This window comes from Mycobacterium sp. E3198 (assembly GCF_001667015.1).
Lineage (GTDB): Bacteria > Actinomycetota > Actinomycetes > Mycobacteriales > Mycobacteriaceae > Mycobacterium.
The window spans coordinates 1-1074 of record NZ_LZIS01000026.1 but is presented as its reverse complement, the minus strand read 5'-3'; the positions used below and the strand labels follow the sequence as shown (position 1 = coordinate 1074).

The following is a 1074-nucleotide window of genomic DNA, read 5'->3' as shown; positions in this document are numbered from 1 at the left end:
CAACCGCGCCTGCGTCGTGCTCGTCATCGACATGTCGAACTCCATGCGCGCCACCGACGTCGAACCCAACCGGCTCAAAGCGGCCGAGCAGGCGGCCAGCCAGTTCGCCGGCCAGCTGACGCCGGGCATCAATCTCGGCCTGGTCGGGTTTGCCGGGACGCCCTTCCTGCTGGTGCCGCCGACCCCGCAGCACCAGGCGACCCTCGACGCGCTGAAGAAGCTCGAGTTCGCCGACGGGACGGCCACCGGTCAGGCGATCTTCACCGCGCTGCACGCGGTCGGGGCCGCGGCCATCACGGGCGAGGACACCCCGCCGCCGGCCCGCATCGTGCTGCTGTCCGACGGCGCCGAGAACGTGCCGCTGGACCCCAACGCCCCGCAGGGCGCGTTCACCGCGGCGCGCGCCGCGAAGGCCGAGGAGGTGCAGATCTCGACGATTTCCTTCGGCACGCCCTACGGCACCGTCGACTACGAGGGCGCCACCATCCCGGTCCCCGTCGACGACCAGACGTTGCAGGAGATCACCAAGATCACCGACGGCGAGGCGTTCCACGCCGACAGCCTGCAATCGTTGGAAAGCGTCTATTCGACGCTGCAGCGCCAGATCGGCTACGAGACGGTGAAGGGCGACGCCAGCCTCGCCTGGATGCTGCTCGGGGCGGTGGTCCTGGCCGGCGCCATCCTGGCCGGTCTCGCGCTCAACAGCCGGTTGCCCTCCTAGGCGATCAGGGCGGCGATCGGGTGGGCGATCAGGTCGGCAGCCGCCGGTTGATCAACAGGGCCAGCGCCGCGGCGATGAGCGCGGCGACGACGCCCAGGCGCAGCCACCCGGCGCTGCCGGGTCCGGGCACCGTGCGAAACCCGATGTCGTTCTCGATGGCGTTGTAGCTCTTGTTGAGCTCGGCGATGTTGGTCGCGGTGTAGGACTGCCCGCCGGAGAGCTGGGCGATCTTTTTCATCTGGTCGGTCGAGACGGGAACGGCGACCCGCTGCCCGTTCATCTCGATCTCGCCGCCTTTGGTGCCGAACGAGATCGTCGAGATGGGCACGCCCTGGTCCTTGGCCAGCCGCGCG

At 69.7% G+C, this 1074-nt stretch carries 1 protein-coding gene and 1 pseudogene; one reads left to right on the top strand and one right to left on the bottom strand.

The annotated features are described in order from the left end of the window. The coding region (locus tag A5673_RS03680; protein ID WP_068227211.1) for a VWA domain-containing protein at positions 1-721 on the top strand (721 nt) is incomplete at its 5' end. A 28-nt stretch (positions 722-749) separates the two neighbouring features. Here A5673_RS03680 and A5673_RS03675 read toward each other — a convergent pair. Further along, positions 750-1074: pseudogene (locus tag A5673_RS03675) on the bottom strand (hypothetical protein); the annotation flags it as partial.